Source organism: Kitasatospora sp. NPDC034023 (assembly GCF_055575795.1).
This window is the reverse complement of sequence record NZ_JBVIRY010000013.1, coordinates 20,220-47,212: the sequence shown is the minus strand read 5'-3', so window position 1 is coordinate 47,212 and position 26,993 is coordinate 20,220. Positions and strand designations below refer to the sequence as shown.

The following is a 26,993-nucleotide window of genomic DNA, read 5'->3' as shown; positions in this document are numbered from 1 at the left end:
TGGATCTCCGTGACCATTGACGACCTCCGCGTCTTCGCCGCGGTCTGCCGGGCCGGCTCGCTCAGCGCCGTCGCCCGTGACCTCCACTGCACCCAGTCCGCGGTCAGCCAGCACGTGAAGCGCCTCGAACGCGAGCTCGGCCTCTCCCTGATCGAGCGGCACCCGCGCGGGGTGGTGCCCACCAAGGCGGGCCGCCTGCTCCAGGCCGCCGTCGCCACCGGCCTCGGCGGCATCGACCACGCGCTGCACCGGATCGCCGAACTCGCGCGCGGCGAAGGAGGATCCGTCCGGATCACCACCGGCGCCACCAGTATCCGGCACTTCATGTCCGCGGCCGTGGTGGCCTTCCGCCGGCGCTTCCCGCACGTCAGCCTGGAGTTCCAGACCGAGGTCTCCAGCCGCAGCTGTCTGGAGGCGCTCACCGCCGGTCGGGTCGACCTCGCCTGGATCACCCTCGGCACGCAGGCCCGCGGCATCGACCAGCGGCCGGTCGTCGACCTGCCGTGGGTCCTGGCCGTCGCGGCGGGCGACCCGCTCTCCGCCAGGGCCCGCATCGAACCCGCCGACCTGCAGGACGCCCGGCTGATCGGGCTGCCGCAGAACTCCGTCGCCCGCTCCCAACTCGACTCCTGGCTGGGGAAGTCGGGCATCCGGCCGGTCTTCGACACCAGCGTCGCGGACTGGGACACCGCGATCCTGCTCGCCGAGCTCGGCCTCGGCCACGCCGTCGTCCCCGCGCTCCCCCAGTGGCAGGGCCCCGGCCACCCCGGCCTGCGGCTGCTCCCGCTCCCCGATCTCCCGGCCCTCACCGCCGGCTGGGCCATCCGCGACTGGGACAACCTCTGCCCCCTCGCCCGCGCCTTCGCCGACACCGTCGCCGCCCACTGCGGAGACGACGCCGCCCTCCCGGCGGCGCACCCGGGAGCCCGCTGACCTCCTGGGCCCCCACGACCGGTCCGTTCGCCCGGCGCACGGACCGGCGTGCTGATGCAGGACCGTGACGCCGTCCGAAACACGGGGGTCGGCTCGGGCAGCGTCACCGGTCCCGCCGGCCGTGGCTCCCTCAGCGGGAGGCGGACGTGCGGTCCAGGAAGCGCCGCACCCCGTCCCGTACGCCCTCGGTCGTTACGGTCGCCGCGAAGGCCGCTGCCTCGGCCGCGAGTCCCTCGTCGATCGGGAGGTTGACGCCCCGGGTCACGGCCCGCAGGCAGGCGGCCACCGCCGTGGGGGCGTGCCGGGTGATGCGGTCGGCCAAGTCCCGTGCGGTGTGCAGCAGCTCACCTGCCGGAACGACCGCATTGACCAGGCCGATCCCGGCGGCGCGGGCGGCCGGGACCGGGTCGCCGGTGAGGATCATCTCCAGGCCGCGCTTGCGGCCGACGTGGCGCGGCAGCCGCTGAGAGCCGCCGAAGGGCGGCGGGAAGCCGAGCGAGATCTCCGGCTTGGCGAAGGTCGCGTGCTCGGCGGCGACGGCGAGTGGCGCGGCCTCGGTGATCTCGCAACCACCGCCGTACGCAAGTCCGTTGACGGCCACGATGACGGGCTTGGGGAACTCCTCGATCCGCCGGGTGAGGGTGTGGCCGCGCCGGACGAACTCGCGCAGCGCCCGTTCGGGCCCACCGGCGATGCTGGCGGCCAGGGACGGGATGTCGGCGCCCGCGCTGAAGGCCCGCTGCCCGGCGCCGGTGAGGATGACGGCGCGGACGGTCTCGTCGGCGTCGATGCGGTCGAGCTCGGCGAGCAGTGCGTCGATCGTCGGGTAGTCGAGGGCGTTGAGCTTCCTCTCCCGGTCGATGGTGAGGGTGACGACGTGCTGGTCCCGCTCGCTGCGGATGGTCATGGGCGCGTGCTCCGTTCCCGGCTTCGCTGCTGGCCCGGCCGGCCTCGCTGCTGGATGTGTCGAGGCTAGGAACTCCCATCCATGACAATCCAGTTATTGTCCTGGATACACTCCCGGTCCGCGCTCCCGTACACGCCACCCCAGGAACGGCAGGTGACCGGTGCGACCGCCCTCCTACAAGGCGATCGTCGACGAGTACGCGACGGCCATCCGCTCCGGCGCGCTCCCGGCCGGCACCCGGCTGCCGACCCACCGCGCCCTGGCCCGCGAACGGCGGGTCGCCCTGGCCACCGCCACCCGGGTCTACGCCGAACTGGCCGCCGCCGGACTGGTGGTGGGCGAGCAGGGCCGGGGCACCTTCGTCCGGGTGCGCTCCGGCTACGACGGCCTCGAGCCCTCCCGCGCGCTCCCGGTACCCCGGGTGGCGGACCTCTCCTTCAACCAGCCGCTCGCCCCCGGTCAGGGCGACCTGCTGCGGCAGGCCCTGCGCGCCCTCGCCTCCTCGGGCGACGCGGAGGCGCTGCTGCGCCAGCACCCGCCGGGCGGCCACCGGCACGACCGGGCGGCGGTGGCCAGGTACCTGCTGGACCGCGGCGTCGACACGGCGCCGGAGAACGTGCTGCTCACCAGCGGGGCGCAGCAGGCGCTGGACTGCGTCCTGCGCACCCTCACCCGCCCCGGGGACGTCCTGGCCGTGGACGCGCTCAGCTATCCCGGTATCAAGCTGCTCGCCGCCGCGCACGGGCTGGACCTGGCGCCCGTCCCGATCACCCCCGCGGGCCCGGACCTCGACGCGGGCCCGGACCTCGACGCACTCGACCGGCTCTGCCGCGCCCGCCCGGTGCGCGCGGTGTACACCATGCCGACCGTCCACAACCCGCTCGGCTGGGTGCTCGACCGGGCGCGGCGCGAGCGCCTGGCCGGCCTGGCCGCCGAGCACGGCTGCACGCTGATCGAGGACGGCACGTACGCCTTCCTGGAGGCCGTACCGCCCCCGCCCCTGCACGCCCTCGCGCCCGAACGCACCTGCTACGTGGCCGGCCTGTCGAAGAACGTGGCGCCGGGTCTGCGGTTCGGCTTCGCCGTCCTGCCGGACCACCTGCTGCGGGCCGCGACCACCCGACTGCGCACGGCTGCCTGGGGTGCGCCCGGCCTGATCACCGCCCTCGCCACCGGCTGGCTCGCGGACGGCACGGTCGCCCGCCTGGAACGGGAGCGCCGTACGGACGCCGCCGCGCGGCAGGCCGTCGCCCGCACCGCCCTCGCCGGCCTGGGCATCACCGCCCACCCCGGCTCCTACATCCTCTGGCTCACCCTCGAACCCCACCAGCGCCCCGATCAGGTGGCCGCCTCCCTCGCCGCCGAGGGCATCCTGATCTCCACCGCCGACGCCTTCGCCACCACCCCCCACCATCCCAACGCCGTCCGCCTCGCCCTCGCCACACCCCCGCTCACCGAGCTGCCCGCCGCCCTCACCCGCCTCCGGTCCACTCTCGACGCGCTCGCCCCATAGCCGAGTAGGCCGAGAAGCCGAGAAGCCGCGAGCCCCGCAGCCCCCGGCACCGGAAGTCGGCCGGCCCGACTTCCTAGTCGGCGGCCTCCTCCCCCCGCTCCACAGCCCGTCCGAAGCGGGTGCTCCAGTCCGCGAGCAGCGTCCGCAGCCCGGGAGGGCCGATCACCTCGAAGTCGGCGCCCAGCGACCCCAGCGCCATGGCGGGCCAGTCGAGGGAGTCGGCGGTCATCAGGAGCCGGCAGCGGCCGGTGGCGACGGGCTCGACCGTGCCCCAGCGGCCGACCCGCGCCCGGACGTGGTCGGCGGGCGCGTCGATCAGCACCTCCACCCGCTGCGGGCGGGGCATCCCGTTGAGGCCCGCGCGGACGAACTCCGCCGCGTCGGCGGCCGGGAGGACGCGCGGGGCGAAGCGGGCGTCGCTGCCCTGCGGGGCGGTCAGCCGGTCGAGGCGGAAGCTGCGCCAGTCGGCGCGGTCGAGGTCGTACGCGACGAGGTACCAACGGCGGTTGAGGCAGACCAGCCGGTGCGGTTCGACGTGCCGTTCGGTGCCGCGCCCGTCGGCGGCGGTGTACGCGAATCGCATCCGTTCGCCGTCCCGGCAGGCGAGGGCCACCACCGTGAGGATGTCCGGGTCGACGCCCGCGCCCGCCTGGGTGCCCCAGTCGACCGGGACGGTCATCGTGCGCAGCGCCTCCACCCGGCGGCGCAGCCGGGCCGGCATCACCTGGACCACCTTCGCCAGTACGCGCACCGAGGCTTCGGCGACGCCCTCCACCGGGCTCTCCGCCGCCGCCTGCAGGCCCACCGCCAGGGCCACCGCCTCCTCGTCGTCGATGACCAGCGGCGGCAGTGCCGCGCCCGCCGCCAGCTGGTAGCCGCCGTCGACGCCGCGCTGCGCGTCGACGGGGTAGCCGAGTTCGCGCAGCCGGTCGACGTCGCGGCGCAGGGTGCGGACGGAGACGCCGAGCCGGTCGGCCAGTTCCTCGCCGGGCCAGTACCGGTGGGTCTGGAGCAGGGAGAGCAGTCGCAGCGTCCTGGTGCTGGTGTTCGCCATGGATCCGATTCTTCCCGGGATTCAGGACAGGAAGTGGCCGCAATGGTCCGTAGCGTGGTTCTTGTCCGAGGGAGCAGGAACCGAACGAAAGGCCCTAAGCCATGACCACGACGACCCCGACCACGACCAGCACCCCCGCCGCGACCCCCAGCACCGTCACCGGCGAGCGCGCCGACCTCCTGGTCGCGCTGGAGAAGCAGCGGCACTTCCTGCGCTTCACCACCCGCGACCTCACCGACGAGCAGGCGGGCCTGCGGACCACCGCGAGCGCGCTCTGTCTGGGCGGCCTGATCAAGCACGTGACCACGGTCGAGCGGCTCTGGGCGGAGTTCATCGTGGATGGCCCGTCCGCGATGCCCGACTTCACCACGTGGACCGAGGCCGACTTCGCCCGCCGAGCCGACGAGTTCCGGATGCTGCCCGGCGAGACGCTGGCCGGCGTCCTGGCCGCGTACGAGGAGGTGTCGCGCCGTACGGACGAGCTGGTGGCCACGCTCCCCGACCTGGACGCCGCCCACCCGCTGCCGAAGGCCCCGTGGTTCCAGGCGGACACCACGTGGTCGGCCCGCCGGGTGCTGCTGCACATCGTCGCCGAGACCGCCCAGCACGCGGGCCACGCCGACATCATCCGCGAGTCCCTGGACGGCGCGAAGTCGATGGGCTGAACCCCGGACGGCGGCAGGGTCCGTCGGTCACCCCACCGACGGACCCCACGCATCGCTCCCGAAACCGGGCGCGAACCCGGCCTCAGACCCGCACTCAGGCCCGCACTCTGGCCCGCACTCAGGCCGGCCCGACCAGCGTGAACCCGGCCCCGTCGACCGCGCCGCGGACCACGACCTCGTCCAGCGGCTGCGCGGAGGCCACGGTGACCCGCCCGGTCGGCGCGTCGGCGACGACGTCGGTGACGCCCGGCAGGGCGGACAGCCCGGCGCTGACCGTCCTCTCGCAGTGGCCGCAGCTCATCCCGTCGACGGCGAAAACGGCGGTGGTGGACATGACGGTGCCTCCGATGACGTGCACGGGGAGTGGGTCGACCCGCACCACAACACCCGAATCCGGCCCCCGATCCCAGGGACACGCCGCACGGGTGACACCATCGAGCGGTTCCGGGAACCACCCGGGCCCCGCATCCGACAGGAGACCTCACCCCGGCCTCGCGAACCCCCTGAACCCCTGCCCCGTCCCCACCCGTTCCTCCCGGTAGAACCCCGAAGCCCGCCCGGGCCCCGCATTGGAGCCGTACCGCCATGTCCACACTGGCCCCGATACCCGCCCGACCGAACGGCCCCCTCGGGGGCAGCCGGTGAAGACGCTCACCCGGCTCCGCGCCCGGCGGCTGCGCCCCCGGAAGCTCTGGCACGGCGCGCTCGCCCTCGCGGTGGCCGCCGCCGTGACGGCCGGCCTGCTGTGGTGGCAGCCGTGGAGCGAACGCGAGCACGGCCCGGCCGCGCTCGTGTTCACCACGGCGCCCGGCGGCTCCGCCCGTTTCGGCACCGGCGAGCACCTGTACCGGTACAAGGTGCGGGTGGAGAACGGGATCGCGGAGAGTCCGGAGCAGTTCGCCGCCGAGGTGGACGCGGTCCTGGGCGATGTCCGGCACGGCTGGGCCGCCGGCGGTACGGCCTCCTTCCAGCGGATGCCCGCCGACCCGGTGGACTTCACCGTCTACCTGGCCACTCCACAGTCCACCGACCGGATCTGCGGCCAGTACGGGCTGGACACCGGCGGCTGGGTGAACTGCGGCGTGACCCACCAGGTGGTGATCAACCTCAAGCGGTGGACCGAGCTGTCCGAGTTCTACCAGGGCAAGCCCGAGCTGTACCACGCGCTCGCGGTCAACCACGAGGTCGGCCACATCCTCGGCAACGGGCACGTCGACTGCCCGGGCCCGGGCGCTCCGGCGCCGGTGATGATGCAGCAGATCAAGGGGCTGCACGACTGCGTCCCCAACGGCTGGCCCTACTCCGACGCCGGCACCCTGCTGACCGGCCCGCCCGTCCAGGCCCCCACCAACGCCCCGTAAACCGCCGGAGCCGTCGCGGTTCCACCGCCGGTTCCGCCGCTGTGCCGCCGCAACCACCCACCCCGTACCGAAGCACCGCCCCGAAACACGGATAATCCTGGTCGGACCGGACGCCGCCCGCACCGCGCGCCCGGTCCCGATCGTGTCCGTAGTCGGTGCCGGTGGAGGAAGTGCGTTGAACGGTGTGCCCGGCGGGGAGATCCTGGACTGGCCGGTGCTGTTGGCGGCCGCGGAGGCGGCCGCCCGGGCGACCCGGGGGCAGGGCCGGGTCGCGGACTACATTCCGGCCCTCGCCACCGCCGACCCGGAGGCCTTCGGCATGGCCGTCGCCACCGTCGACGGGGAGCTGTACGGCGTCGGGGACTGGGAGCAGCCGTTCTCCGTCCAGAGCGTGTCCAAGCTGTTCTCCCTGGCGCTCGCGGTCGCCTACGGCGGTGACACGCTCTGGCGGGGCGTCGGCCGCGAGCCGTCCGGCAACCCCTTCAACTCCCTGGTGCAGCTGGAGACCGAGCACGGCATCCCGCGCAACCCGTTCATCAACGCGGGCGCCCTCGTGGTGACCGACCGCCTGCAGACCATGACCGGCGACGCCTCCAGCGCGGTACGGGAGTTCCTGCGCCGCGAGTCCGGCAATCCCGGGCTCGACACCGACCCGGTGGTCGCCGCCTCCGAGGCCGAGCACGGCCACCGCAACGCCGCCCTGGCGCACTTCATCGCCAGCCACGGCAATCTGGAGAACCCGGTCGAGACCGTCCTGGAGCACTACTACGCCCACTGCGCCCTGGCCACGAGCTGCCGCGACCTGGTCCTGGCCGGCTCCTTCCTCGCCCGCTACGGCGTGCGCGCCGACGGCACGCACCTGATGTCCCGCAGCGAGGCCAAGCGCATCAACGCGGTCCTGCTCACCTGCGGCACCTACGACGCCGCCGGCGAGTTCGCGTTCCGCGTCGGCCTTCCGGGCAAGAGCGGCGTCGGCGGCGGCATCCTCGCCATACTCCCCGGCCGCGCCGCCGTCTGCGCCTGGGGTCCGCGCCTCGACCAGGCCGGCAACTCCGTCGCCGCGGTCACCGCCCTGGACACCCTGACCACCCTCTCCGGCTGCTCGGTCTTCTGAGCCTCCGACGAGGTGCCGGTGAGGTGGCGAGGCCGGGCCCCGAAATCGGCCGGGCCCCGGTCGTCCGCACAGCGACCGGGGCCCGACGTCTCTCCGTGCGGGCTACTCCACCGTCACGCTCTTCGCCAGGTTGCGCGGCTTGTCCACGTCGCGGCCGAGGGCGACGGCGGCGTGGTAGGCGAGCAGCTGCAGCGGGATGTTGAGCAGCAGCGGGTCCAGCTCGGGCTCGCTCTTGGGCACCAGGATGCAGTGGTCCGCGAGCTTCTCCTCCGGGCGGCGGTGGGCGACGGCGATGACGCGCCCCGAGCGGGCCTTGATCTCGCCCAGCGTGGTGAGGTTCTTGTCCAGCAGCTCGTCGTCCGGGACGAGGGCGACGGTGGGCAGTTCGGGGCTGATCAGGGCCAGCGGGCCGTGCTTGAGCTCGCTCGCCGGGTAGGCCTCGGCGTGGACGTAGGAGATCTCCTTGAGCTTCTGCGCGCCCTCCCGGGCGACCGGGTAGCCGCGCACCCGGCCGATGAACATCATGCCCGTCGACTCGGCGTACTCGGCGGCGAGTTCGGCGATCGCCTCGCTCTGGTCGAGCACCTCGCGGATCTGGTCCGGCAGCGCCTGCAGCGCCGAGACGATCCGGCGCCCGTCGGCGGGCGACAGGTCGTGGATGCGGCCGAAGTGCAGGGCCAGCAGCGCGAAGGCGACGACGGTCGAGGTGAACGCCTTGGTGGAGGCGACCGAGACCTCCGGCCCGGCGTGCAGGTAGATGCCGCCGTCGCACTCGCGGGCGATCGCGCTGCCCACGGTGTTGACGACGCCGAGCACCCGGCCGCCCTTGCGCTTGATCTCCTGGACGGCGGCCAGCGTGTCGTAGGTCTCGCCGGACTGGCTGACCGCGACGTACAGGGTGTCCGCCTCGATCACCGGGTTGCGGTAGCGGAACTCCGAGGCCGGCTCGCTGTGCGCGGGGATCCGGGACAGCTCCTCGATGAGCTGCGCGCCCATCTCGCCCGCGTAGTAGGCGGATCCGCAGCCGAGGATCTTGACCCGGCGGATCTCGCGCAGTTCCCGGGCGTCCAGGTTGAGGCCGCCGAGGTGCGCGGTGGCGAAGCGCTCGTCGAGCCGGCCGCTGAGCGTGCGCTCGACCGAGCCGGGCTGCTCGTGGATCTCCTTGAGCAGGTAGTGCTCGTAGCCGGCGGTGTCGAAGGAGTCGACCTCCCAGTCCACGGTGGACGGCTGGCGGTGGGTGGTGCGGGCGTCCGCGGTGAAGGTGCGGAAGCCGTCGGCCCGGACGGTGGCGAGTTCGCCGTCCTCCAGGTGGACGACCTGGCGGGTGTAGCGGACCAGCGCGGAGACGTCCGAGGCGGCGAACATCTCCTTCTCGCCGATGCCGAGCACGATCGGGCTGCCGTTGCGGGCGACCACGATCCGGTCCGGCTGCTCGGCGTCGAGCACCGCGATGCCGTACGTGCCGACCACCCGGCCGAGCGCGGCGCGCACCGCGTCCTCCAGCTCGACGCCTTCGGTGATGTGCGCGGCGATCAGGTGGGCGAGCACCTCGGTGTCGGTCTCGGAGCGGAAGACGGCGCCGTCGGCGGCCAGCTTGACGCGCAGTTCGTCGGCGTTCTCGATGATGCCGTTGTGGACGACGGCGATCCGTTCGGCGTTGTCCAGGTGCGGGTGCGCGTTGGCGTCGCTGGGGACGCCGTGGGTGGCCCAGCGGGTGTGGCCGATGCCGGTGGTGCCCTTGAACCGGGCGGGCACGGCGGCGGCGAGGTCGGCGACGCGGCCCTTCACCTTGCGGAGCTTGATGCCGCCGCTGCGCCCGGTGACGGCGACGCCCGCCGAGTCGTAGCCGCGGTACTCCAGCCGGGCCAGTCCCTCCAGCAGGAAGGGGGTCGCGTCCTTGGGGCCGATGTAGGCCACGATTCCGCACATGGGTGGACTCCTCGTTCGTAGTGGCGTAGACGGGTGGCGTAGACGGGTGGCGTAGACGTGGTGGCGCAGGTCGTTCCGGGGCCGCCTGGGCGACGGCGCTCAGACGGCGCTCAGCCGTAGACGATCCGCCGCAGCTGGCGGGCCGAGAGTTCCGGCGCCGCGACGCGCCGCTGCGGGAGCTCCTCGGCGAGCCGGGCGAAGATCCGCTCGTTGGTCAGACCTCGTGCCTGCAGCTCGGTGTGGCGGCGGCGCACGTACTCCTCGGTGCTCTCGGAGAAGTACGCCAGCACCTCCGCCACGACCCGCGCCGCCTCCCGGGGCCCGAGCGGGCTGGTCCGGGTCAGGTGGGCGAGGAGGTCTTCGTGAGGGTGGGGTGAGCTCGGCACGAGTGAGCAGCCTAGGTCGATCGAAGCGCGAAGCCAAAGTTCCTGCCCGATATCGGGCAGACATGACGGCTTATGGCCCAGTCGCACGGCCCGGGCGCACCCCGTACCCGCCCTCGACGCCCACCCGGCCCCGCGTTCGCTCGTCTTCCGCCCAACCCTTGTAGCGTCACCGACTCCACACGTAGCGTGATCCCCTGAACACGAAGCGGAAGACCGGAGGCTGGCTGATGTGCGGGATCACCGGATGGGTCGCCTTCGACCGCGACCTCACCGCCGAACCGAGGGACCGGAGCGTCCTCGACGCGATGACGGCCACCCAGCTCTGCCGCGGCCCGGACGCCGGCGGCGTCCTGCTCGAGCCGCACGCCGCGATCGGCCACCGCCGCCTCGCGGTGATCGACCCCGAGGGCGGCACCCAGCCGATGACGGTCGAGCGGGACGGCCGGCTGCTGGCCGCGCTCACCTACAGCGGCGAGGTCTACAACCACCGCGAGCTGCGCGCCGAACTGGAGGCGGCCGGCCACCGCTTCCGCACCCGCAGCGACACCGAGGTCGTGCTGCACGCCTACCTGGAGTGGGGCGAGGGCCTCGCCGAGCGGCTCAACGGCATGTTCGCCTTCGCCGTCTGGGACGCCCGGCGCGAGGAACTGCTGCTGGTCCGCGACCGGATGGGCGTCAAACCGCTGCACTACCACCCCACCCCGGACGGCGTGGTCTTCGGCTCCGAACCCAAGGCCCTGCTCGCCCACCCCGCCGTCCGTCCGGTGGTCGACCTGGACGGGCTGCGCGAACTGCTCGGCTACACCCGCACCCCCGGCCTGACGCCGTACCGGGGCATCCAGGAGGTCCGGCCCGGGCACGTGGTGCGGGTGCGCCGCACGGGCGTCTCGGTCCGCCGCTACTGGGCGCTGGAGGCACGCGAGCACCGCGACGGCCTGGCGAACACCGTCGCCACCGTCCGGGCCCTGCTGGAGGACATCGTGCACCGCCAGCTCGACGCGGACGTCCCGCTCTGCTCGCTGCTCTCCGGCGGCCTGGACTCCAGCGCCGTCACCGCCCTCGCCGCCCGGGCGCTGCGCGCCGCCGGGGCCGGCCCGGTGCGCTCCTTCTCCGTCGGGTTCACCGGCCGGAGCGGGCACTTCCACGCCGACGAGGTCCGGCAGACCGAGGACGGCCCGTACGCCCGGCTGCTCGCCGACCACATCGGCGCCGACCACAGCGTGATCGAGCTGGACGCCGCCGACCTCACCGACCCCTCCCGGCGCTCCGCCGCGCTGCGCGCCCGCGACCTGCCGGGCGGGGTCGGCGACATGGACGTGTCCCTGCTGCTGCTCTTCCGGGGCGTGCGCCGTCACTCCACCGTCGCCCTGTCCGGCGAGTCCGCGGACGAGCTGTTCGGCGGCTACAGCTGGTTCCACGACCCGAGGAGCGTCGCCACCGAGGACTTCCCCTGGGCCGCGGGCCTCAGCGCCATCGCCGGCAGCGGCTCCGGCCCGCGCGAACAGCTGCTCGACGCCGAACTGCTGCGCAAGCTCGACCTGGAGGGCTACCGCCGGTCCCGCTACCGCGAGGCGATCGCCGAGGTCCCGCACCTGGCGGCGGCCGACCCGCTGGAGCGGCGGATGCGTGAGATCTCCTACCTCAACCTGACCCGCTTCGTCCGCATCCTGCTCGACCGCAAGGACCGGATGAGCATGGCCAACGGGCTGGAGGTGCGGGTGCCGTTCTGCGACCACCGGCTGGTCCAGTACGTGTTCAACACACCGTGGGCGATGAAGAGCTTCGACGGACGGGAGAAGAGCCTGCTGCGCGCCGCCGTCCGGGACGTGCTGCCGGCCGCGATCGCCGACCGGGCGAAGAGCCCCTACCCGGTGACCACCGACCCGCACTACCCGGCCCGGCTGCGCGCCGAACTCACCCGGCTCGCCGCCGAGCGGAAGTCCCCGGCACTCGACCTGCTCGACCGGCGGCGCCTCGCCGACGCGCTCGCCCCGGACACCGACCCGCAGTCCGTCCGGCTGGGCGTGGACCTCGCGCTCGACCTGGACGCCTGGCTGACGGAGTACCAGGTCACGCTGGAGCTATGACTCCCCGCACCCGCACGGCGCACCGGCACCCGGTCGGCGCAGCGGCGCGGCGACGCACCGGCGCCCGGACGGCGCAGCGGCCCGGCCACACGGGCCGTTGCGCCGTCCGGGTGATCACCGGGAACCATCCCGCCGCTCCCGAGCGTCGCACGGTGCGGTAGCGTCGCCGACATCTCCCGAATGGCGGGCGAAATCGTGGATTCCCGCCCCCCTGCCGTCAGGATGGGAGCGAACCCTTTCACCTCGATCCGCCGGGGGATCCCGTCATGCAGCCGCGAGTCTTCGCGATTCTCACCGCCCTCCTCCTGGGCGTCCTGGGCCTCGGGTCGGTGGCCGTCACCGACTGGTCGCCCGCGGCGGCCACCGGGACGCCCGCCGCCGCGGCCCCCGGGGCTCCTGCCGCCGGCGGCGCCCAGCCGACCTCGGCGGGCCCCGCGAGCGCCACTCCGACCGGCGACCCGGCGGTGTGGACCCGCTCGACGCTGCGCAACAAGCTGATGGCCGAGATGGACGCCACCGACCCCGGCGTCGCCCTCGCCGACCTCGACAAGATCACCAAGGAGAAGCCGTACACCGTGCGCTTCTGCCACCCGATCGCGCACGAGCTCGGCCACGCGGCGGTCAAGCGCTTCAACGCGGACTTCCAGAAGGTCATCTCCTTCCCGCACGAGACCTGCGCGGCCGGCTACCTGCACGGCGCCGTCGAGGAGATGCTGAACGCCTCCGCCCAGCCCGAGGTGGACCTGCTCAAGCTCTGCGCGCCCAAGAACAGCGGCCCCTGCATCCACGGCGTCGGCCACGGCACGATGTTCGTCGTCAAGCAGGACGTCGCCAAGGCCCGCGACCTGTGCAACAAGTTCCCCACCGACCAGAACAAGATCCGCTGCTCCGAGGGCCTGTTCATGCAGCTCTTCGGCCCGGACGAGGAGGACGAGCAGGCCAAGGCCAACCTGCCCGCCGACAAGCTCGCCCAGGACCCGCTCTACCCGTGCAAGGACCAGCCGGCCCTGTTCCAGTCCGCCTGCTTCTTCTACGCCCCGACCTTCTACCTCTCCTCGCACGACTACCCGAACCACCCCGAGGTCTACGCCGACGCCCTCAAGTGGTGCCTCAACGGCAAGGCCGGCGGCGGGGCGGTGGACTGCAGCCGCGGCGTCGGCTCGCGGACCATGAAGTACAACCTCGACCGCGAGGACTGGGCCGCCCAGCAGTGCGCCACCGCCGCCGACGGCTGGCAGCGCAAGGCCTGCGCGGAGGGCCTGGTCAGCTACTACACGGTCAACTACACGGACGCCGGCGCGGCCGGCCGGCTCTGCGCCAAGATCACCAACAAGGAGATGCAGGGCTACTGCCGCTCGGCGAGCGGCCTGTCCGCCTCGCTGGACTGATCGCCCCCGTCCCGCTCGCTGGACTGATCGCCCCCGTTCCGTCTGCTGGGCCCGCGCCGCACGGCGCGGGCCCTTTGCGTAAGATCACCCGACCATCGCCTGATCAGGGTGCGCCGAGGATGCCGCGCCTCCCCTCCCCCGGCCCCCTGGAGCGCCCCGCATGGCCACCGACGACTTCCGCGCCGCCGCCCACGCCACCGCCGAACTGGTCTCCGACTACCTCGCCGAACTCCCCGACCGCCCGATCTGGCAGCCCATGGACGACACCGCGCGCCAGGCCCTGCTCGACGCCCCGCTGCCCGCCGACGGCCGCCCGCTCGCCGAACTGGTCGACACCATCGGGCGCGAGGTCATGCCGTACCCCATGGGCAACGGCAACCCGCGCTTCTTCGGCTGGGTCAACTCGGCCCCCGCTCCCGCCGGGGTGCTCGCCACCCTCGCCGCGTCCGCGATGAACCCCAGCTCGGCCGGCGGCGACCACGCCGACGTCCACCTGGAACGCGCCGTCGTCCGCTGGATCGCCGAACTCGTCGGCTTCCCGCACCCGGCCGGCGGCGGGCTGCTCACCTCCGGCACCTCGATGGCGACCATCGTCTGCCTCGCCGCCGCCCGCAACCGCGCCGCCCGCCGGGCCGGCCGGGACGTCCGCGAGGACGGCCTGGCCGGCCTGCCCCCGCTGGCCGGCTACGTCACCGGCGAGACCCACTCCTGCGTCCGCAAGGCCGCCGAACTCCTCGGCCTCGGCAGCAAGCACCTGCGCACCGTCGCCACCGGCCCCGACGGCCTCCTCGACACCGCCGAGCTGCGCTCCGCCGTCGAGCGCGACCGGGCGGCCGGCCTGCTGCCCTTCCTGGTCGTCGCCTCGGCCGGCACCGTCGGCACCGGCGCGGTCGACGAGTTCGGCCCGATCGCCGACCTGTGCGAGGAGCAGCGCCTCTGGCTGCACGTGGACGGCGCGTACGGCGCCTTCGGCCGGCTCGACCCCGCCATCTCCCACCGCTACGCCGGCCTGGAGCGCGCCGACTCGCTCGCCCTCGACCCGCACAAGTGGCTCGGCGTCCCGGTCGACTGCGGCTGCGCCCTGGTCCGCGACACCGAGGAGCTGCGCGGCACCTTCAGCCTCGTCCCGTCCTACCTGCGCGACGAGGCGGCCGGCGCGCTCGGCTGGTTCTCCGAGTACGGCACCGAGCAGACCCGCCCGTTCCGCGCCCTCAAGGTCTGGGCCACCATCGCCCACAAGGGCCGTGCCGGCCTCTCCCGGGACATCGCCCGGTGCACCGCGCTGGCCCGCCGCCTCGGCGAACTCGTCAGCGCCGACGAGGAGTTGGAGCTGCTCGCCGAGGTCCAGACCTCCATCGTGGCGTTCCGCCACCGCGCCCCCGGCCTGGACCCCGCCGCCCGCGACACCCTCAACCGCGACCTCCCCGCCGCCGTCCAGCAGCGCGGCCGGGTCTTCGTCACCGGCGCCCGCCTCGGCGAGCACGAGATGCTCCGCGCCTGCCTCCTCAACGCCACGACGACGGAGGACGACCTCCGCCTCCTCCTCGCCGAGGTGAAGGCCGCAGCCGCGGAACTGCTCCCGTAACAGCCTCACGCGGACCGTAACCACCAGGTCACGGCAGGTACGCGGCCGGGAAACACCGGTCGGGCACGGTGGAGGTCATGGAGCACTCGAAGCCTTCCCTCCGCCGTGTCCCCGGTGCCCGACGCGACCGCCGCTGGCGCCGCGACACCGTCGAGCTCGCCGCGGTCTTCCTCTCCGTCACCGCCGCCGACCTCATCGCCAAGGTCGTCGTCCACGGCCCGGACGGCCCGGTCGTCCTGGGCACCTCCGCGCTCGCCCTGCTCGCCACCGCGGTGCTTCACAGCTGGTGGTCTCCGCACGCCCCGCCACCGACCACGCTGTGGCGGGTGCGCACCACGGCGCTCGCCCACACCCCCACCACGCTCAACGACCACCGGATCACCCTGCTCTCGCTCCACCCCGAGGAGCTCTTCCTCCGCACCCCCCGGTCCGTCACCCCGGCCGACCTCGCGGCCCTCCTCACCACCACCGGCCACACCGTGGAAGGCCCCCCGACCCGGATCGCCTGACCGGCACCCGGCGCGGCCGTCAGTCCTCGGCCTTCACCTCGACCGTGTCGGCAGTGCTCGCGTCCTCGATCGTCATGGCGCCGGATACTACGTCAGCGCACGGACGCCCCTGCGGGCAGAGTCCGTGCGCTGACGGGTCGTGCGCTGATCAGCCCTTGACGGCGGGCTTCACCACGCACACGGCGTTGCCGAGCATGGAGCCGAAGCCGCCGAGCAGGGCGCTGGTGACGGACTTGCAGGCGGCGGCCTCCTCCGGGGTCTTGGGGCCGTTGTTCTCGGAGTTCGAGGTGACCGTGGAGGAGGCGATGGCGGCGGGCTGGGCGAGGGCGAGCGGGGCTACGAGGAGCAGCGCGCAACACGTGACGGCCCGTACGGACTTCTGGAACACAGGGAACCCCTTCGGATCGGGACGGGATCGGCGGTAAGCCGAGCCATCCCTATCCGAAGGGGTTCCCCCGCTCACGGATTCTGGGCCATCCGTGAGCGTGTCCGCGTCAGTGCTCCGGGGCGGTCTCCCGGTCCGCGGTCCGCTCCAGCGCCCGGATCACGGCGACGAGTTCGGCCACGCCGTGCTCCTTCAGCACCCCGTAGTGGTCGCCGGCCAGGTCGACCACGGCGGGCGGGGCGGCGGAGTAGCCGCTGCTGCCCTCGATGAAGGAGTAGTCGTCGCCGGCGGCCTTGAAGATGGTCACCGGGGCGTCCAGCCGCCGCTCGGCCAGTTCGCGGAAGCTGTACTCGAACTCGTAGGTCTCACCGACGATTCCGGTGATCCGGCGGATCAGCTCCTCGTCCAGCTCCGGCAGCATCCGGTGCACGGAGGCGACGAAGCCGTCCTCGTCCGCCGTCGCGGTCAGGCAGCGCTCCAGTTCGGGGCCGCTGATCCGGCCGGTGAACACCCCGAACAGGATGGTCACGTACGCGGGGTTGGCGTACGAGGCCTCGCGGCCCCACTGGTGGCCGTCGTCCCGGCGCACCTCCGGGTTGCCGGGGCAGATCAGCAGCAGGTTCTCCACCCGCTGGCCGGCCTGTTCCAGCTGCCAGGCCGCCTCGAAGGCGACCCGGGCGCCGAAGGAGAAGCCCCACAGCGTGTACGGGCCCTCGGGCTGCACCCGGCGCAGTTCGGCGACGTCGGCGGCGGCCATCTCCCGGATGGTCGGGTACGGCGTCTCGCCCTCGTTGATGCCGTGCGCCTGGATGCCGTAGAAGGCGCGGCCGTCGCTCGCCTCCCGGCCGAGCAGGCGCAGGTTCATCGGGTAGCCGCCCAGCCCGGGCCAGCAGAACACCGGCCGGCCGCACTCGCCGGGGTGCAGCGGGATCAGCCGGGAGCTGGGGGCCCCGGCCCCGCCCCCGGCCCCGCCCCCGCCCTCGCCCTCGCCCTCGCCGCAGGCGCGCTCGATGCGGGCGGCCAGGTCGACCAGCCTGGGGCACTCGAACAGCACCTGCAGCGGCAGCGTGATGCCGAACTCGCGGTTGATCCGGTGGACCAGGGCCACGGCTGTCAGCGAGTTGCCGCCGACGGCGAAGAACTCGTCCGCCACCGAGACGTCCTCGTACTTCAGCGCCTGCCCCCAGGCCTCGGCCAGCCACCGCTCGTGCCCGGTGCCCGGGGCGACGTACTCGCTGCGGGCGTCGGCCGTGCGGACGGCGTCGGAGGCGGCGAGGGCCTTGAGGTCGACCTTGCCGTTCGCGGTGAGCGGCAGGGCGTCCACGACCAGCACCCGGTTGGGGAGCATGTAGTCGGGCAGCAGGTTGGCCAGTTCGTCCTTGATGATCTCGGCCGGGCCCTTCATGTGGACGGTGTCCTCGTGCATGCCCTCGCTGCGGATCTGCTCCTCGCTCACCTTGCCGCCGAGGAAGAAGTACGACGGGCCGGGGGCGATGCCGCGGCCGGCGAGGATCTCGTCGATGCGGCGCGAAGCGGGCAGCGGGTGGCCGGACTTGGAGCTGTAGCCGGAGGACATGAAGCCCAGGCCCCGGCCGTTGCGCTGCAGGTGGTGCAGCTTGGTGCCGAGCGCGATGTACTCCAGCCACTCCTGCTCGGCGCGGCTGACGGCGGTGATGCCGAACGCGGCCCGGGCGTAGACGGACTGGTTGATCGCGATCACGTGCCGGGACTCCACCACCGCGTCCGAGACCCGCTCCAGGTCGCCGTCGGTGTACCGGTAGAGGCCGGCCGGCAGGCCTTCCACCCGGTCCTCGTGGACCTGGAGGTACAGCTCGGTGCACTCGGCGCGGGCCGCTCCGCCGCCCCGGGCGACCGTGAAGCCGCCCAGGTAGTGGTCCTCCTCGGCGACGTCCAGCCGCTCCTTGACCGCCGGGTCGAGGCCGAGCGGGCGCACGTCCAGCCCGTACTCGGGCAGCACCTCCTCGAGGACGCCCAGCATGTGGCCGGTCTCGAACTCCAGCACCTCGCGGATGTTGTTCTTGTACACCGGCTCGATGGCGCCGTGTTTGCCGGAGAAGTGCAGCGTCAGGTAGGCCTCCTCGCGGGTCTCGGCGGGCCCGGTCCGGATCAGGCTGTGCTCGACCGGGTGGTAGTAGTACAGCCCGGCCGCGAGCCCGTCCAGACCGCCGGTCTCCAGGTACAGCTGGGTCGCGTACAGCGCGCCCGGCGAGGCGTACGCGTACTTCGGCAGCAGCCGCTCCGCGCTGTGGAACTGGCCGAACCAGCGCAGGATGCGGCCGAGTTCGGGGAAGCTCAGCAGCTCCAGGTCCCGGCCGAAGGCGCCGGCCGGACGCGGGGCGAGCAGCGCGGCGAGGTCCTCGCGGGTGACCGGGCCGCCGTCGTAGAAGCGGTAGGTCTTGCGGGCGAAGGTCTCCCGGCGCTGGGCCTCGCTCTCGCGCCGCCCGGGCAGCTCGACCCGCTCGCGGCCGGCCAGCCGGGCCGGGTCGCGCACGCCGGGGTCGGACAGCTGTGCCTTGACCTGCAGCTTGCTGGCCTTGGACTGGTGGTGGCCGCCGTGGTTGCCCTGGTCCATCAGGGCGGCCTCGCGCGGGTTGAGCTCGACGCAGGCGACCAGGTTCCGGTGGCCGGTGCGCTCGTCGCCGGCGACGATCGCGGCCGAGCGGCGCACCCAGGTGTGTTCCTCGATCGCGCGGGCGATCTCGTCCAGCTCGACCCGGTAGCCGCGCAGCTTGACCTGGTTGTCGACCCGGCCGGCGAACTGGAGGGTGCCGTCCGCGTTCCACTGCGCGAGGTCGCCGGTGCGGTACAGCCGCTCGCCGGGCGTGAACGGGGACGGGACGAACCGCTCCTCGGTCAGCTCCGGCCGGTGCAGGTAGCCGCGGGCCAGCTGCACGCCGCCGATGTACAGCTCGCCGACGCCGTCGGCGTCGACCGGCACCAGCTGCTCGTCCAGGATGTAGCACCGGGTGTTGTCGACCGGCCGGCCGATCGACAGCGCACCGGCGCCGTCGCCCAGCTCGGCCGGGTCGACCACGTGCGCGGTGGCGTTGATGGTGCACTCGGTCGGGCCGTACAGGTTGACCAGCTTCGCCCCCGGCAGGGCGTGGCCCAGATTGCGGGCGAGCCGCCGGGACAGCGCCTCGCCGCCGGAGAACAGCCGGGCCAGGCCGGCGCAGTCGGTGAAGCCCTCGGTGTCCAGCAGTGCCTGGAACAGGGTGGGCACGCACTGCAGCGCGGTCACGCCGTGCCGCCGGACGGCGGCGACCAGCGCCTCCGGGTCGCGGTAGAGGCCGGGCGTACCGGCCACCACGCGGGCGCCGACGGCCGGGGCGAGGATCTCCCACTGGGCGGCGTCGAAGCTCATCGGGGTCTTCTGCAGCACGGTGACCCCGGGGTCGAGGTGCCCGGCGTCGAGCATCCAGCGCAGCTGCGAGACCACCGCGCGGTGCTCGATCATCACGCCCTTGGGGCGGCCGGTGGAGCCGGAGGTGTAGATCACGTAGGCCAGCGACTCCGGCCGGACCTCCTCGGCGCCGGCCTTCTCGGCGCCGCTCCCCTCGGCGCCGCTCCCCTCCGCCGCGGCGCGGTTCGCCGGGGCGTCCTCGAAGGTGACGATTGCCGTCCCGGCCGGGGCCAGCGCGGCCAACTGCTCGCGCAGGTGTTCCTGGGTGAGCACGATCCGGGTGCCGCTGTCCTCGATCATGTAGCGGAGCCGGTCCTCGGGGTACTCGGGCGACAGCGGCAGGTAGCCGGCCCCGGCGTGCAGGACGCCCCAGACCCCGGCGACCAGCTCCACCGACGGCTCGACGTACAGGCCGACGCAGGTGTCGGCGCCGGCGCCCAGGCGGCGCAGCTCGGCGGCCAGCCGGCGGGCGGACTCGGACAGCTCCAGGAAGGTGAGGCCGCCGGCCTCGCTCTCGCCGACGACGGCCGTGGAATCCGGCCGGGTGCGCACCTGCCGGTCGAGCAGGGCGGTGAGCGAGGTGCCGACCGGGGCGCGGCGGGCGTGCGGGAGGGCGGGGGTGGCGGCGGAGACGGCGACGGACGGGGTGATGCGCATGAGAGCTGCCTTCGGTGCTTGGCTGGGTGCCCGGCGGGGTGCCTGGCGGAAAGGGGTCCCGGCGTCCTGCTCACCAGGAGCGCCGGTCATGGAATCCACCGTCGGCCGCCCGCTGTCCCACCTGCCTGAGGCAGCGGTCTGGACCTGTTCCGGCTCCGTCCCGGCTCCCGGGCCACCCGTGTCCCGGTTCCGGCCCGGCCGGTCCCGGCCGTGTCCCGGGCGGGCATTCGCCCGTTCACGATCACGTAACCGACCGGAAGCGAACCGTAGGTAGCGTCGGCCGCATGACGGCATCACGCACTCGCCCCGAACGGCTCTGGCACCGGCCCTTCCGCAGGTCCGACCCCAGGTGCGCGGCGTCCGAGAGCCTGGCCGCCCGGCTGCCCGCGCTCGCCGACGGCCCGTCCCGGGTCGCCCGGCCGCACCCGCACCCCAACCCACACCCGCACCACCCCAACCCGCAGCCGCACCCGCAGCGCGGCCCGGCCGACCGGGTGCCGGACGCCCCGTCCCGGCTGTCCCTGCCGGACGGGACCGTGCTGCTGCTGCGCCCCGCCGGCCCGGCCGACAAGGCTGCGGCCCTGGCGATGCACGGCCGCTGCTCCCCCGCCGCGCTGCGGCTGCGCTACCACGGACCGGTCCGCGACGCCGACCGCTACCTCGACCACCTGCTGGACGCCCGGCACGGCTGCAGCCTCGCCGTGGCCGCCCCGGACGGGCGGATCCTCGCCCTGGGGCACCTGATGTGGGACGACGGCGAGGCGGAGCTGGCCGTCCTGGTCGAGGACGCCTGGCAGCGCCAGGGGCTGGGCCAGGCCCTGCTGCGGCGGCTGTCGGCGACGGCCCGGGCGACCGGGATCGGGACGGTGTACGCGGTGACCCACGCCGCCAACAGCGGCCTGATCGCCGCGATGCGCCGGCTGGCCGCGCCGCTGGACTTCCGTGCCGAGGACGGCACCCTGGTGATCACGGCCACCCTGGGCGCCGAGGATCCGGCCGCCCGCACCCACCACCCGAGCCGCTGATCATTTCTTCACCAGATCCTTACCGGGGCACCCCGGGAACCCGGCGGAGCCGGTGGAGCGTCCCCAAGGGATGAGGAGTCCCTCCGTACACCGCCCTCCTTGACGGAGCGTCAGTACCCTGCGCCGGCCCGTCACAGCAGGCGGCGCGGGGTCCGGATCGTCCGGCCGGACGACGGAGTCGGTAGGCTGACTCCCGTCCCCGCCGCCCGACGGCCCGTTATCCGGTCCCGGGCGGTGCCGCAGCAAGGAGGAACCACTGAGCATGGCAGGCACCGAATCGGAGCCCACAGGCGCACGCGACGCCTCGCTGCCGGCCCGCGCCAAGATCGCGGTCACGGCCGGCAAGGTCGCCGCCGCCGTGTCGCGCAAGGCCGGACGCGGGAGCGGCTCGGTGATCGGCGGCAAGGTCGCCCTCAAGCTCGACCCCGACCTGCTCGCCACCCTCGCCGACCACCTCGATGTCGTCCTGGTCAGCGCGACCAACGGCAAGACCACCACCACCCGCCTGATCGCCGAGGCGCTGCGCGCCGCCGGCCCGGTGGTCTCCAACGCCCTCGGCGCGAACATGCCGGCCGGCATCACCTCCGCCCTGGCGGGCGGCAGCGACGCCCGCTTCGGCGTGATCGAGGTCGACGAGAAGTACCTGGCGATGGTCGCCCGCGACACCAGCCCCAAGGCGATCGCCCTGCTCAACCTCTCCCGCGACCAACTCGACCGCGCCGCCGAGACCCGGATGATGGCCGAGAAGTGGCGCGAGGGCCTGCAGGACACCGAGGCCGTGGTCATCGCCAACGCCGACGACCCGCTGGTGACCTGGGCCGCCTCCTCCTGCAAGAAGGTGGTCTGGGTGGCCGCCGGGCAGGCGTGGAAGGAGGACGCCTGGTCCTGCCCCGCCTGCGGCGGTGTGATGCAGCGCCCCGGCGACGACTGGTTCTGCCAGGAGTGCGGCTTCCGTCGCCCCAACCCGCACTGGGCGCTCCAGGGCACCCACGTGATCGACCCGCAGCGCGGCGCCTGGCCGATCCAGCTGCAGCTGCCCGGCCGGGCCAACCTGGCCAACGCCACCAGCTCGGCCGCCGTCGCCGCCGTGTTCGGCGTCTCCCCGCAGGTCGCCCTGGAGCGGATGCGCTCGGTGACCGCCGTGGCCGGCCGCTACGACGTCGTCCAGTACCAGGGCCGGGACATCCGCCTGCTGCTGGCCAAGAACCCGGCCGGCTGGCTGGAGACCTTCTCGCTGATCGACGGCCCGCCCGCCCCGGTGATCCTCTCCGTCAACGCCCTCGACGCCGACGGCACCGACACCTCCTGGCTGTGGGACGTCGACTACGAGCGTCTCGCCGGGCACCCGGTCTTCGTGATGGGCCAGCGCAAGCTGGACCTGGCCGTCCGACTGGAGGTCGCCGGGCTGCAGTTCCACGTGGTGGACACCCTGGAGCAGGCCGTCCGGATGGCGCCGCCCGGCCGGATCGAGGCCATCGCCAACTACACCGCCTTCCAGCAGCTGCGGAAGGTCGTGGCCGGCTGATGCCGCGCCCGCACACCAGTCTTTTCGTGACGGAAGGCCTTCGAGGATGAGTGAGAGCAGCCTGCGCGTGGTCTGGGTCTACCCGGACCTGCTCAGCACCTACGGCGACCGCGGCAACGCCCTGGTCGTGGAGCGCCGGGCCCGCCAGCGCCATCTCAACGTGACCCGGATCGACGTCCGCTCCGACCAGGCGATCCCCACCAGCGGGGACATCTACCTGATCGGCGGCGGCGAGGACCGCCCGCAGCGGCTGGCCGCCGAGCGGCTGCGCGCCGACAGCGGCCTGGTGCGGGCCGCCGAGAACGGCGCGATCATCTTCGGCGTCTGCGCCGGCTTCCAGATCATGGGCCACGAGTTCATCAACGACCTCGGCGAGCGCGAGCCCGGCCTGGGCCTGCTCGACGTCTGGACCGCGCGCGGCGAGGGCGCCCGCTGCGTCGGCGACGTGCTCGCCGACGTCGACCCCCGGCTCGGCCTGCCGCAGCTGACCGGCTTCGAGAACCACCAGGGCGTCACCCACCTCGGACAGGGCGTCCAGCCGTTCGCCAACGTCACCGTCGGCCGGGGCAACGGCACCGGTGACGGCACCGAGGGCGCCTGGCGGGACACCGTCTTCGGCACCTACCTGCACGGCCCCGTGCTGGCGCGCAACCCCGCCGTGGCCGACATGCTGATCAAGCTGGCGCTGGACGTCAACGCCCTGCCGCCGGCCGACACCACCTGGTACGACGCGTTGCGCGCCGAGCGCATCGCCGCCGCGACGCGCCCCGCGTAGTACGCCGGTACGCCCCGGCCGGGTGCCCGCGATGCGGTCACCCGGCCCGCGGGCGGCCCCGGACGTACGACAATGGGGCTGCCTACTGCACACCCTCCTCGGCAGCAGGCTGCACATCCACGTGGGGGCGCCGACGGCGCCGCTCCCACGTCGGCTCCTGCCCGGCCGGACCAGGGGCCGTATGCTCGACTTCACGGTCGGTTTCGGACGTTCTGTCCGGATCGACCGGTCCTTCACCCCACGGCCACTCCCCCGCCACCCCGGTGCGGGAGCGCCCCGTCACGGTGACGGCTCGTCGTCCCAGCCTGTAGTCCGGCCGTACCTCGGTTCTGCTCGGGAGTTGCAAAGCTAATGCGTATCGGAGTGCTGACCAGCGGCGGTGACTGCCCCGGACTGAACGCGGTGATCCGTTCCGTGGTCCACCGGGGGGTGGTCGACCACGGCGACGAGATCATCGGGTTCGAGGACGGGTGGCGCGGATTCCTCGAGGGCCACCACCGCCCCCTGACCCTGGACTCGGTGAGCGGCATCCTCGCCCAGGGCGGCACCATCCTCGGGTCCTCCCGGGTCCAGCCGAGCCACCTGCGGGACGGCGTCGAGCGCGCCAAGAAGTACTGCTCGGACCTCGGCCTGGACGCGGTCATCCCGATCGGCGGCGAGGGCACCCTGAAGGCCGCCAAGCTGATGAGCGACGCGGGCCTGCCGATCGTCGGCGTGCCGAAGACCATCGACAACGACATCGCCGCCACCGACGTGACCTTCGGCTTCGACACCGCCGTCTCGGTCGCCACCGAGGCCCTGGACCGGCTGAAGACCACCGCCGAGTCCCACCAGCGGGTCATGGTCGTCGAGGTCATGGGCCGGCACACCGGCTGGATCGCGCTCAACGCCGGCATGGCGGCCGGCGCGCACGCCATCGTCGTCCCGGAACGCCCGTTCCACATCGACAAGCTCACCGCCGTCGTCCGCGAGCGCTTCGACCGCCAGAAGAAGTTCGCCATCGTGGTCTGCGCCGAGGGCGCCAAGCCCGAGCCCGGCACCATGCACTGGGAGGAGGGCAGCAAGGACATCTACGGCCACGAGCGCTTCACCGGCATCGCCACCCAGCTCTCCCGCGAGCTGGAGCACCGCCTCGGCAAGGAGGCCCGGCCGGTCATCCTCGGCCACACCCAGCGCGGCGGCACCCCGACCGCCTACGACCGGGTGCTCGCCACCCGCTTCGGCTGGCACGCCGTCGAAGCCGTCCACAAGGGCGCCTTCGGGCACATCACGGCGCTGCAGGGCACCAACATCAACCTGGTGCCGCTCGCGGAGGCCGTCGCCGAGCTGAAGACCGTCCCGCAGGATCGCTACCTCGAGGCCGAGACGGTCCTCTGACCGCTCGCCCGCCCGCCGAAGGCCCCCGGACGCCGCCGCCGCGTACGGTCCGGGGGCCTTCGCGCACCCGGCGGGCGTGCCCGCGCCCCGCCCTCCAGCGTGGCCGCAGCCGGCCTGCCTGGAACTCGGCATGACCTACACCGAGCTGCCCGAACTCCTCACCCGCGCCGACCTGGTGAGCCTGCACGTGCCCCTGCTGCCGTGTAGCCGCTCCGGTTGGCGGTGGTGGTCACGCGTCGGCCCGCGGGGCAGGGCCCCTGCCTCCGGTGCCGAACAGGGGGAAGGCCTCGGCGAGGATCGCTGCGAGGTGGCGCTCCTCGACCCCCGCCTCCCGGGCCGCCCGGATCCGAGCGGCAATGTCGCCGGGCAGACGGCCGGCGGGTGCCGTCACCCAGTTGCCCGCGTCCTCGGGTCCCACGGAAACGCTGCTGGTCATGGACGCGCCCCCGAGGCCGGGATGAACTGAAGTCATGGACGTGGCGGCAGGTGTGGTCGACCGGCGGGCCCGACGGCCCGCGCTGGATCTCGTCACTACCGGCCTGTCCCACGCCCCGCGCCCGCCCAACCCTGAACCACCCGAACGGGGGCGATCAGGGCGACGCGCAGCACACCGCGACGTCGTCGGCCACTTCTGCCGGCCGGCTCCAGCAGCTCGATCACCGTCGGGAGCAGGCCGCGGAAAGCGTCCGAAGCCGGTGCCGGGGACGTCCAAGGGAAACCCTCGGGCCCAGCACCGGCTTTTGGTGGGTCTGCGCGCTCCGCCGATCCGCGGATCTCAGGGGTTCAGGGTCGCGCTGCGCAGAACCGCGGCAAGCGTCCCGGGATCGGGAGGGCCCGGCCCGGCTGGGATCTGCGTTCCTAGGCTCGGGTCTCCTGTCGGTGGGTTCCGGCTGTCAGCGCCCAGATGACGAAGATGTCGATGGCGATCATGACCAAGGCCCAGAACGGGTAGTAGGGCAGCCACAGGAAGTTGGCGATCATGTTCAATCCTGCCGCGGTCACGCCGAGTATCCGTGCCCACATCGCGCCGGTGAAGAGCAGGAAGCCCGCCACCACGATCACGAGGCCGAGGATGAGGTGCAGCCAGCCCCAGCCGGTGACGTCGAACTTGTAGACGTAGTTGCCGGTGATCACATAGCGCTCGTCGTTGACGATGGCGCCGATTCCCTCGAGGATCGCCATCGTTCCGCCGAAGATCATCATGCAGGCTGCAAAGAGGGTCCAGCCGCCCGCGAAGGGCTTCCGGCTGACTTGATTACCTTCCGACGCTCGGCTGACGTTGCTGGCCATGTTCGGCTCCTTGGGAGAGAAACCGTCGCCGTTTCCGTGCGACCTGGTCAGAGATCCGGCCTCCAGTACCAAGTTGCCACGATCGCGACACGGCGGCTACTCGCGCACTGCCCCAGCCCTTCGTCGGGCCGAGAGAACGATCACCGGGTCCACGAGTCGGAACCTGCACATCCTCCTGGCCTTCCGCGGGGCCGGAGATGGTGGGTCACCCGATCGAGTCACTGCACCGGGTGATCCACTCGGTCGGCCCACTGTCCGTGCGGGCGGTCCGGAGGTTGCCTACGGTCGGACCGGGCGGCCTTCGGACGCCCCGGTCTGGGCAGGCAGCGCAGACTGAAGCCCAGCGACACGTGGAGATGGCAGACATGCCCACCACCTCTGAGACGCCCGTTCTCGACACCCTCATGGCCATGACCGCCGATTCGATCGAGCGGTGCGGACTGGCCCCCGACATGCTGATCCTCACCCGCATCGCGGCGCTGGCGGCGATGGACGCACCTGCGCTCTCCTACCTCGCGCACCTCGAACCGGCGATGAAGGAGCACATGACCGCCAGTCAGCTGCAGGACGTGCTGGTCGCGATCGCGCCGATCGTCGGCACCGCCCGGGTGATGTCGGCCGCGACCCACATCACCGAGGCGCTCGGGGTCGCCATCGCGGTGGCCGACGCGGGAATCGAGAACCAGGGCGGCATGTAGCACGCCGCGACCGCGGTGCATGTCGTTCTTCAAACCGTTTGCCGTGGCGGTGATCCCGGACGGCGGAGGAACCGGTCAGCCGGCCGCCGCCCGGGGTGGGGGACGACCACGATCACGCAAGGGATCGGGTCGGAGTGAAGCGCGGATCGCGAACCTGGGGGTGAAGTGCTCGAACTTCCACACCACCGCGCTGCGTTCGCTGACCCGGGCCGCGCTGCTGACCGGCCGCACCGCGCCCTCGAACGGGATGGCGACGATCGCCGAGTTTCAGTTCCGGCTTCCCCGGCGGCTGGAACGCGCATCTGCTCGGGCCATAGCGCAACGCCGTGGTGGCGGGACAGCGGGATCGACCGAGGCCTTTGAGTCACCCCCAACACGTCAAAGGCGCCACCCCTGTTTGCGCGCC

At 73.2% G+C, this 26,993-nt stretch carries 23 protein-coding genes and 1 pseudogene; 15 read left to right on the top strand and 9 right to left on the bottom strand.

The window, feature by feature from the left end; translation table 11 throughout:
- Positions 1-9 precede the first annotated feature (9 nt).
- A complete protein-coding gene (locus tag ACZ52R_RS18815; protein WP_465624786.1) occupies positions 10-933 on the top strand; it encodes a LysR family transcriptional regulator in 924 nt (307 codons plus the stop codon).
- 130 nt (positions 934-1,063) lie between these two features.
- Here the strand turns inward: ACZ52R_RS18815 and ACZ52R_RS18810 are convergent, their stop codons facing one another.
- Complete coding sequence (locus ACZ52R_RS18810) at positions 1,064-1,840, bottom strand: enoyl-CoA hydratase-related protein (protein WP_465624784.1); 777 nt, start codon at positions 1,838-1,840, stop codon at positions 1,064-1,066.
- A gap of 160 nt (positions 1,841-2,000) precedes the next feature.
- On the opposite strand from ACZ52R_RS18810, the gene ACZ52R_RS18805 reads away from it, so the two are divergent.
- The gene (locus tag ACZ52R_RS18805) at positions 2,001-3,353 is read left to right on the top strand and encodes an aminotransferase-like domain-containing protein (protein ID WP_465624782.1); all 1,353 of its coding nucleotides are present in this window, start codon (positions 2,001-2,003) and stop codon (positions 3,351-3,353) included.
- Positions 3,354-3,426: 73 nt separating this feature from the next.
- On the opposite strand, the gene ACZ52R_RS18800 is transcribed toward ACZ52R_RS18805, so the two are convergent.
- Positions 3,427-4,407 carry a helix-turn-helix transcriptional regulator gene (locus tag ACZ52R_RS18800; RefSeq protein ID WP_465624780.1) on the bottom strand — a complete coding sequence of 327 codons (981 nt, stop codon included), beginning with the start codon at positions 4,405-4,407 and terminating at the stop codon, positions 3,427-3,429.
- A 101-nt stretch (positions 4,408-4,508) separates the two neighbouring features.
- On the opposite strand from ACZ52R_RS18800, the gene ACZ52R_RS18795 reads away from it, so the two are divergent.
- Positions 4,509-5,072: a DinB family protein gene (locus tag ACZ52R_RS18795; RefSeq protein WP_360502211.1), complete on the top strand. Its 564-nt coding sequence runs from the start codon at positions 4,509-4,511 to the stop codon at positions 5,070-5,072.
- A gap of 118 nt (positions 5,073-5,190) precedes the next feature.
- Here ACZ52R_RS18795 and ACZ52R_RS18790 read toward each other — a convergent pair whose 3' ends face one another.
- Positions 5,191-5,430, bottom strand: a complete 240-nt coding sequence (locus tag ACZ52R_RS18790; RefSeq protein ID WP_465753759.1) for a heavy-metal-associated domain-containing protein — start codon at positions 5,428-5,430, stop codon at positions 5,191-5,193.
- A 283-nt stretch (positions 5,431-5,713) separates the two neighbouring features.
- Between ACZ52R_RS18790 and ACZ52R_RS18785 the strand changes: the two genes are divergently transcribed.
- Both ACZ52R_RS18785 and ACZ52R_RS18780 read left to right on the top strand, forming a co-directional pair.
- Complete coding sequence (locus ACZ52R_RS18785) at positions 5,714-6,433, top strand: DUF3152 domain-containing protein (protein WP_465624775.1); 720 nt, start codon at positions 5,714-5,716, stop codon at positions 6,431-6,433.
- A gap of 202 nt (positions 6,434-6,635) precedes the next feature.
- Positions 6,636-7,547: a glutaminase gene (locus ACZ52R_RS18780; RefSeq protein WP_396289337.1), complete on the top strand. Its 912-nt coding sequence runs from the start codon at positions 6,636-6,638 to the stop codon at positions 7,545-7,547.
- Between the two features lie 102 nt (positions 7,548-7,649).
- Here ACZ52R_RS18780 and glmS read toward each other — a convergent pair whose 3' ends face one another.
- Positions 7,650-9,476, bottom strand: coding sequence for a glutamine--fructose-6-phosphate transaminase (isomerizing) (gene glmS, locus ACZ52R_RS18775; protein WP_360502220.1), 1,827 nt, complete (start codon positions 9,474-9,476; stop codon positions 7,650-7,652).
- 110 nt (positions 9,477-9,586) lie between these two features.
- Positions 9,587-9,862 (bottom strand): hypothetical protein, encoded by a 276-nt coding sequence (locus tag ACZ52R_RS18770; protein WP_360502223.1) that lies wholly within the window; start codon positions 9,860-9,862, stop codon positions 9,587-9,589.
- A gap of 227 nt (positions 9,863-10,089) precedes the next feature.
- On the opposite strand from ACZ52R_RS18770, the gene asnB reads away from it, so the two are divergent.
- The 4 genes from asnB to ACZ52R_RS18750 all read left to right on the top strand — a co-directional run bounded on the left by asnB (position 10,090) and on the right by ACZ52R_RS18750 (position 15,431).
- Positions 10,090-11,949, top strand: coding sequence for an asparagine synthase (glutamine-hydrolyzing) (gene asnB, locus ACZ52R_RS18765; RefSeq protein ID WP_465663901.1), 1,860 nt, complete (start codon positions 10,090-10,092; stop codon positions 11,947-11,949).
- Between the two features lie 266 nt (positions 11,950-12,215).
- Positions 12,216-13,337, top strand: a complete 1,122-nt coding sequence (locus tag ACZ52R_RS18760; protein WP_360502228.1) for a hypothetical protein — start codon at positions 12,216-12,218, stop codon at positions 13,335-13,337.
- A 160-nt stretch (positions 13,338-13,497) separates the two neighbouring features.
- Positions 13,498-14,922 carry a pyridoxal phosphate-dependent decarboxylase family protein gene (locus ACZ52R_RS18755; protein ID WP_465663900.1) on the top strand — a complete coding sequence of 475 codons (1,425 nt, stop codon included), beginning with the start codon at positions 13,498-13,500 and terminating at the stop codon, positions 14,920-14,922.
- Positions 14,923-14,999: 77 nt separating this feature from the next.
- Positions 15,000-15,431, top strand: coding sequence for a hypothetical protein (locus tag ACZ52R_RS18750; RefSeq protein ID WP_360502233.1), 432 nt, complete (start codon positions 15,000-15,002; stop codon positions 15,429-15,431).
- Between the two features lie 148 nt (positions 15,432-15,579).
- On the opposite strand, the gene ACZ52R_RS18745 is transcribed toward ACZ52R_RS18750, so the two are convergent.
- Positions 15,580-15,819, bottom strand: a complete 240-nt coding sequence (locus tag ACZ52R_RS18745) for a hypothetical protein (RefSeq protein ID WP_465753758.1) — start codon at positions 15,817-15,819, stop codon at positions 15,580-15,582.
- Between the two features lie 106 nt (positions 15,820-15,925).
- Complete coding sequence (locus ACZ52R_RS18740) at positions 15,926-19,897, bottom strand: non-ribosomal peptide synthetase family protein (protein ID WP_465753757.1); 3,972 nt, start codon at positions 19,895-19,897, stop codon at positions 15,926-15,928.
- Positions 19,898-20,181: 284 nt separating this feature from the next.
- Here ACZ52R_RS18740 and ACZ52R_RS18735 point away from each other — a divergent pair, with 284 nt between their 5' ends.
- The 5 genes and pseudogenes from ACZ52R_RS18735 to ACZ52R_RS18715 form a co-directional block, all read left to right on the top strand.
- Positions 20,182-20,922, top strand: a complete 741-nt coding sequence (locus ACZ52R_RS18735; protein ID WP_465753756.1) for a GNAT family N-acetyltransferase — start codon at positions 20,182-20,184, stop codon at positions 20,920-20,922.
- 262 nt (positions 20,923-21,184) lie between these two features.
- A complete protein-coding gene (locus tag ACZ52R_RS18730; RefSeq protein ID WP_360502244.1) occupies positions 21,185-22,447 on the top strand; it encodes a MurT ligase domain-containing protein in 1,263 nt (420 codons plus the stop codon).
- Positions 22,448-22,493: 46 nt separating this feature from the next.
- Positions 22,494-23,222 (top strand): type 1 glutamine amidotransferase, encoded by a 729-nt coding sequence (locus ACZ52R_RS18725; RefSeq protein ID WP_360502247.1) that lies wholly within the window; start codon positions 22,494-22,496, stop codon positions 23,220-23,222.
- Positions 23,223-23,573: 351 nt separating this feature from the next.
- Positions 23,574-24,599 carry a 6-phosphofructokinase gene (locus ACZ52R_RS18720; RefSeq protein WP_360502250.1) on the top strand — a complete coding sequence of 342 codons (1,026 nt, stop codon included), beginning with the start codon at positions 23,574-23,576 and terminating at the stop codon, positions 24,597-24,599.
- 109 nt (positions 24,600-24,708) lie between these two features.
- Positions 24,709-24,810: pseudogene (locus ACZ52R_RS18715) on the top strand (2-hydroxyacid dehydrogenase); the annotation flags it as partial.
- Between the two features lie 18 nt (positions 24,811-24,828).
- Here ACZ52R_RS18715 and ACZ52R_RS18710 read toward each other — a convergent pair.
- Positions 24,829-25,035, bottom strand: a complete 207-nt coding sequence (locus ACZ52R_RS18710; protein ID WP_465624835.1) for a hypothetical protein — start codon at positions 25,033-25,035, stop codon at positions 24,829-24,831.
- Between the two features lie 422 nt (positions 25,036-25,457).
- The gene (locus tag ACZ52R_RS18705) at positions 25,458-25,889 is read right to left on the bottom strand and encodes a DUF7144 family membrane protein (protein WP_360502254.1); all 432 of its coding nucleotides are present in this window, start codon (positions 25,887-25,889) and stop codon (positions 25,458-25,460) included.
- 365 nt (positions 25,890-26,254) lie between these two features.
- Here ACZ52R_RS18705 and ACZ52R_RS18700 point away from each other — a divergent pair, with 365 nt between their 5' ends.
- Positions 26,255-26,587 carry a carboxymuconolactone decarboxylase family protein gene (locus tag ACZ52R_RS18700; RefSeq protein WP_360502256.1) on the top strand — a complete coding sequence of 111 codons (333 nt, stop codon included), beginning with the start codon at positions 26,255-26,257 and terminating at the stop codon, positions 26,585-26,587.
- The last annotated feature ends 406 nt before the right edge of the window (positions 26,588-26,993 follow it).